Here is a 6,202-nt window from a genome sequence, read left to right as displayed (position 1 = left end):
CCACGGCAAGCAGGGGTTCAAGCGCAACATCCACGACATCACGAACTCCCCGTTTCGGACGAAGTTCGAGCCCGACCTTCACAAGCATATCGGCAACATGGGCCTTGGCGTGATCAGCGACTTCGAGGACCAGCCGATGCTCATCGAGTCCCGCCATGGCCGCTATGCCGTCGTGACCGTGGGGAGGGTCGCCAACCTCCGCAAGCTCGCCGAGGAGATCCTGCGAAAGCAGGCGGTCCACTTCAGCGAGATGAAGGGGAACGAGTTCAACCAGACCGAGGTGATCGCGAGCCTGATCAATCAGCAGGAGAGTCTGGTCGAAGGGCTGCGCCATGTCCACGATAGGGTGTCCGGGTCCTGCTCCGTCATGCTGCTCACCGGCCAAGGCATCTACGCCTCGCGCGATCGGCTGGGTCGCACGCCTCTCGTGCTCGGCCGCAAGGAGGGGGCGATCGCGGCGACGTTCGAAACGTGCGCCTTCCCGAACCTCGGATATGAGGTCGACCGGGATCTCGGGCCGGGCGAGATCGTGCGGCTCACGCCCGACGGGGTGGAGCGGCTCGTCCCTCCGGGCGATCGAACCCAGATCTGCGCCTTCCTCTGGATCTACTATGGATTCCCGGCCTCGACCTACGAGGGGATCAATGTGGAGGAGGCCCGATACCGCTGCGGCGCCGCGCTCGCGAGGGCCGACAACACGAGAGTCGACCTCGTCGCGGGCGTGCCCGACTCGGGCGTCGGCCACGCGATCGGCTACGCCGCGGAGGCGGGCGTTCCGTACAGGCGTCCCTTCGTCAAGTACACGCCGACCTGGTCGCGCAGCTTCATGCCTCAGGAGCAGCGCGTGCGCGATCTGGTGGCGCAGATGAAACTCATCCCGATCCGGGAGCAGATCGCCGGCAAGAGGCTCCTCTTCTGCGAGGACTCCATCGTGCGGGGCACGCAGCTCAAGGATGTCATCCAGCGACTCTACCGAACCGGCGCGCGAGAGGTGCACATGAGGCCCGCCTGTCCGCCTCTCGTCTACTCCTGCAAGTTCCTGAACTTCTCCCGCTCCCGCTCGGAGCTGGATCTGGCCGGCCGCAAGGCGATCCACGAGATCGAAGGGAGGACGACGTGCGACCCGGCGGAGTATGCCGAGCCGTCCAGCGCGAAGTGCCGGGCGATGGTGGAGCGGATCGGCTCCCGCCTCGGCCTCACGACCTTGAAGTACCAGAGTCTGGACGACATGGTGGCCGCGATCGGGCTGCCTCGCGATAAGCTCTGCACCTACTGCTGGAACGGCGAATCGCTCTACGAGCAGGACTCACCGCCGGCTTCTACGGGCAAGAGGGCGCGCCGGGTCCCGGGCGTGGGGGTCGCCTCGTAGCGCCCGTTTCCCCGGCGACAGCCGCCGGGCGGTGGGCGGAGAGCCTTTTCGGGAGATGAACCAATGGGAATGGGATCGCTGGATGATCGGGTCCGGATGTCGGATCTGCTTCGGCCGGAGATCAGCTACGAGCGGCCGCGCGGCGGGGGGCGGGCGATCTTCGATCTCCTCGGCGATCTGAGGGGCAAGAGAATCCTCGATCTGGGTTGCGGCCGCGGCGCCTATCGCTTGGCGCTGGAACGGAGGGGCGCGACCTGGATCGGTTGCGACCTCTCCGCGGGCGGCTGCATGATCATCGCCGACGGAAGCTCCCTTCCCTTCCCCGACGGGGCATTCGATGGAATCCTCTCCGCCGCCGTCCTCGAGCATCTTCCGGATCCGGGAGCGATGCTCGATGAGGCGCGCCGGGTCCTCAGACCGGGAGGAAGGCTGTTTGGTTACGTGGCGTTTCTCGAACCCCTCCACGGTATGTCGTACTTCCACATGACCCATCTCGGGCTCGAGTACATCCTGATGAGGCACGGCTTTCGCCCCACAAACGTCTTCCCCGCCGAGAACGCCGTCCCCGTGCAGATCGAGAGGATCATGTTCCCCAAACGGATTCCGCTCGCGCAGCCGCTCAGTCGAACGGCGTCCAGGGGCATGACGCAGTGCCTCTTGCTCCTCAATCGATGGGGTCGAGAGGTCCTTACGTTGCTGCGGCGCCTTCCCGTGGAGACGAGGCGTTCCGAGCGGAGGCAGTACCGCCAGCTTCTGGCGCTTCGCCACGCCGCGGGCCTCAACTTCGTCGCCGAGAGATCGGAGGTGCCGGAGCATCTTGTCGCCGGCTACCGGGCGCTGGTCAAGGAGGACTGAGGTCATGTCTATGCAATCGACTCCCGGCGCGCGGTCGCGCCTGCTCGCGCGGGGACTCGCTCTCGCGCGCGGGCTCGTGGGCGCGGGATGCGTCATGGCCTTGCTGGCGGTCTCGAGCCAATGCGCCGTCGCCGCCGATCCGCAGCCCGACGCCCTCGATGAGGCCTTGGCTGCCGCAGGCCTGACGCGGGCCGATCTCGGGTGGCGGGCGCGCGGGTGGTGGGAGCGCTACCCGCAGGACATCCCGCACAAGCTGCGCCACTTCGACGACCTCTGCGCGGAGCCCCTCGCGATCGTTCCGTTCACTCGCGTGATGGGGGCGACCCTGACGCGGACCCTCTCCGCCGAGAACCTGGCGGGGAAGAAGAACGACCAGGGGGCGGGCGCCCTCTACCGCGCCGTCCACGATCTCGGCGTCAACAAACGCTACGGGGCCACACGGCCCTACTCGCCAAACCTCGATGCGCCGCCGACTCCGCTGCACGTCGCCCTCCTCGATGCCTGGCGTGCGGAAGGCCGCGCCATCCGGTTCGTCACGTTCGGCCAGGAGTCTCCCTACCCGCTGATCCCGCGGGACCTGGAGCGCGCGTGCGCGCCGCTGCCCCAGGAGATCAGCGGCATCCTCGGCAAGCTCCTCCTTGATCTGCTCGACGCCCGCCACTGGGCATCTCTCGCGTTCCGGAACACGCCCCTCGAGATGCGGGCCAGGATCGCATCCCGCATCGACCTCGGCGCCGAGGAGACCGATGCCCTGGAGTACGAGCCCGCGATGGACGATGCAGCGCGTCTCTGGGACGAGGCGAGCCTCTGGTATGCGGGGCTGAAGGCTGTCGAGGCGCTCGATCTGGCCAGGCTCGCGCTCGCGGATTCCGCCTCCGGCGCGAAGGGTCCCGTGTCGCTTGCCGGCGGCGCCCTGGCAGCGGTGCGGATCGATCTCCAGACGCCCGTCGGCAGGATCCTCGTGACCGGAACCGGCTCGGATCGGATCGATGCGGGGGAGGGGACGTTCCTCATCGTCGATCTGGGCGGCGATGACGTCTATGCAGGAAGCGTCGGCGCCTCGCATCCTGGCCTGCCCGTCGCAGCGGCGCTCGACCTTGGTGGCGACGACGCCTACAGCGGAGGCGATCGATCCCTGGGCGCGGGGGTGACCGGAGTCGGGGCGCTCCTCGATGCGCGGGGGGACGACTCCTATGCCTCGGGCACGCTCGGTCAAGGGGTCGGGCACTTCGGCATGGGCGTGCTGGCCGATCTCGCCGGCAGTGATCGCTACGAGTCGCGATACAGCAGCCAGGGGGCCGGCTTCTTCGGGATCGGAGTCCTCATCGACATCGAGGGGAAGGACCGCTACACCATCTGGAGCGATGGGCAAGGATTCGGCGGAGTCGCGGGAGTCGGCGTCCTGGCCGACTGCGCGGGCGATGACGAGTACGTCGCCGTCGTCGATCCGGCCGTCACGGGACGTCCCTCCTACCATTCGGAGCAGAAGGTCGCCGTGAGCGACGCGCAGGGGTGCGCCATGGGACGCAGAGGGGACGGCTCGGACGGGCACTCCTGGGCGGGCGGAATCGGCGCCCTTCTGGACGCCCAAGGGGACGACGCCTACACGGCGGGCAACTGGGCGCAGGGATGCGGATACTGGTTCGGGACCGGACTGGTCTGGGACGGGGCGGGCGACGACGCCTTCCGCGCGAACGGCTGGGCCTCCGGATCAGGCGCCCACTTCTGCATCGGGGCGGTCGTGGATGAGTCGGGCGACGATCTGCACTCGGTCGCCCAGAACTGGGGGCCTGCCTTCGGGCATGACTTCACGGTGGCGATCCTGTTCGACCGCTCCGGCGACGACCTCTACGAATGCGGAGGGGATGGGATCGGGTACTCGATCAACCGGAGCGTCGTCCTCTGCCTGGATGGCGGGGGAGAGGATCGCTATCGATACGCGGCGGAAGGGAAACGGCCCGGCCGGGCGCTCTACGACCCCCGCTTTCTGGACCGCTCGGGCCCCTCGATCTACTGGACCGAGCCGACCTCTGTCGGCCTCTTTCTCGACGCGGGGGGGCTCGACTCCTACACCGGAGGCGCCGCCAACGACGGGAAGGAGACGGACGATCCGGAGAGCGACAACGCCCGGGCCCGCAATCGGGGGATCTTCATCGACCGCGCGCAGGGAACGATCGACCTCGATCGCCCGCAGGGGGGTAGCGGCCGCTAGACGCATTCAAGCGGCCCTCATGACATCCGGCGCTTCAGCGCCTTTCTATGGCCGGACCCTCTCGCTGCTCCAGATGTCCGCGTCGAAGAGCCCGACGGCGTCCGTCAGGACGTGGACGAAGTAGAGCACGCGACCGTCCGCGGTCAAGCTCGGCTCCCCCACGATCCCCGCGATGACCAGTTCCGGCTCGCCCCACGCGTCGCCGGCGCGTGCGCAGCGATAGATCCCCGTCCCCGTGGCCCCGTCGCGATTCGAAACGAAGTAGAGAGTGTCGCCCGATGCGCTGAAGGCCGGCTGCGTGTCGTCCGCGATCGAGTTCACCGGGGGCGGCAGGACGGTTGCCTGGGCCCACACTCCATCGCGTCGGACCGACATCCAAATGTCATCCCCTCCGGCGCCTCCCGGGCGCTCCGATGTGAAGTAGAGGATCGAGTCGCCCGGGGCGATCGCAGGCTCGCCGTCGGGCCACTCCGAGTTGACCGCCGGACCGAGGTTCGATGCGGCCCCCGGGACTCCGCCGGCAAGTGGCGCCCAGTAGACGTCGAGGATGTCGTCCGTCGGCGGGTGCCTCTGGTAGCCGGTGTTCCCGGCGCGCAACGAGTGGAAGACGACGAACGAGCCGTCCCACGCGAAGCTCGGCGCTCCGTCCAGGGCCGCGTCCGTTCCCGCGTCGAGATCATAATAGACCGGTTCAGCGAAGGCGCCTCCGTCCTCGGACCTTCTCGCCCTGTAGGTTCCATTGGGCCTCGAGATGACTTCCTCCGGCGTCAGGTCGCTCAGAAGGCCGGTCGTGAAGAGGAAGTGGAGCGCGTCTCCGTCGCGGGAGATCTCAACCGCGTCTTCGGGGCAAAGGGTGTTGATGGGGGAGGGCAAGCGATGGGGCAACCCCCAGTCCGTGACGAGCGAACGTGGCGTGTGGGCATCCTGGCGCGCGTGCGGGTCCTTCTCGCAGACGGGATGGACAGAGGGCGGGCCGGAGTCGGGATGTCCGTCCCCGCCCTTCTCGCAGGCGCCTCCCAGTGTGAGGAGGGCCAGCAACGCGGCCTGCAGGTGCCGCTCTGAGCGCCTTCCCTTGATCGTGACCCCGGCCATGGAACCGCCCCTCGGATCAGACCATCGCGGCCGCGAGCTGCCTCGCGCCGCGCGGGTCAATCCAGCGGAAAATCCAGCCCGCCCGGACTCGGCTTGCCGATCTGGCGGCACATCGCGAGCACCTGTCCCGTGTGGGCATAGATGTGGGTCTGTGTGCGCAGCAGCAGATGCGCGGGAACGAGAGTGCGCGTCTTGCCGGGCCAGGTCCACATCTCTCGGGGGGCGTTCAGATCCCGATCCGACGTCTCGCCCAGATAGGCGGCGGTCACGGCCGCTACCTTCCGGCGATACTCCTCGAGCGACTCGATCGTCGTGGGCGGAGTCCGCTCCTCCTCGTCCTTGTAGCGTCCCCGGGCCACGCTGACCCAGTACTCCTCCGCTCCAATGGCGTGATCGAGTTGCTCGAGCACGCTCGGGTATCCGAAGCCGGGGATCTCGCGGCGGATCTCCTCCTCCGTCAGCAGACCACAGTGAAGGATGAGCCCACGGAGGGTCCGATGCGCGCGCTCGTGAAGGTCGGCAAGGGCGGAAGCGCTGTACATCCGTTCCCCCCCCTGCCGAGTCCTCAGCCGCTGAAGCCGCGCCTACTTCGCCGACGAGCAGGTCCTGAATCCGAGCGCGCGATCCGGCGTCTCCGGCCTCACGATGCTCCTGCGCCAGGTCTGCATCGATCC

5 protein-coding genes are annotated in these 6,202 nt (G+C 68.1%); 3 read left to right on the top strand and 2 right to left on the bottom strand.

From position 1 onward, the window contains the following. From FJY88_10930 to FJY88_10920, 3 genes are all read left to right on the top strand, one after another. Nucleotides 1-1,369: amidophosphoribosyltransferase (locus tag FJY88_10930; protein ID MBM3287847.1), on the top strand; the 1,369-nt coding region annotated here is incomplete at its 5' end. A 63-nt stretch (nt 1,370-1,432) separates the two neighbouring features. Beyond that, nucleotides 1,433-2,224: a class I SAM-dependent methyltransferase gene (locus FJY88_10925; GenBank protein ID MBM3287846.1), complete on the top strand. Its 792-nt coding sequence runs from the start codon at nt 1,433-1,435 to the stop codon at nt 2,222-2,224. 4 nt (nt 2,225-2,228) lie between these two features. Beyond that, on the top strand, nt 2,229-4,436 hold the full coding sequence (locus FJY88_10920) for a hypothetical protein (GenBank protein ID MBM3287845.1): 2,208 nt from the start codon (nt 2,229-2,231) through the stop codon (nt 4,434-4,436). Between the two features lie 45 nt (nt 4,437-4,481). Here the strand turns inward: FJY88_10920 and FJY88_10915 are convergent, their stop codons facing one another. Then, complete coding sequence (locus tag FJY88_10915; GenBank protein ID MBM3287844.1) at nt 4,482-5,528, bottom strand: hypothetical protein; 1,047 nt, start codon at nt 5,526-5,528, stop codon at nt 4,482-4,484. Nucleotides 5,529-5,584: 56 nt separating this feature from the next. Continuing rightward, nucleotides 5,585-6,070, bottom strand: a complete 486-nt coding sequence (locus FJY88_10910; protein ID MBM3287843.1) for a hypothetical protein — start codon at nt 6,068-6,070, stop codon at nt 5,585-5,587. Between the last annotated feature and the right edge of the window lie 132 nt (nt 6,071-6,202).

This window comes from Candidatus Eisenbacteria bacterium (assembly GCA_016867495.1).
Lineage (GTDB): Bacteria > Eisenbacteria > RBG-16-71-46 > CAIMUX01 > VGJL01 > VGJL01.
This window is presented reverse-complemented; position numbering and strand designations above follow the sequence as displayed.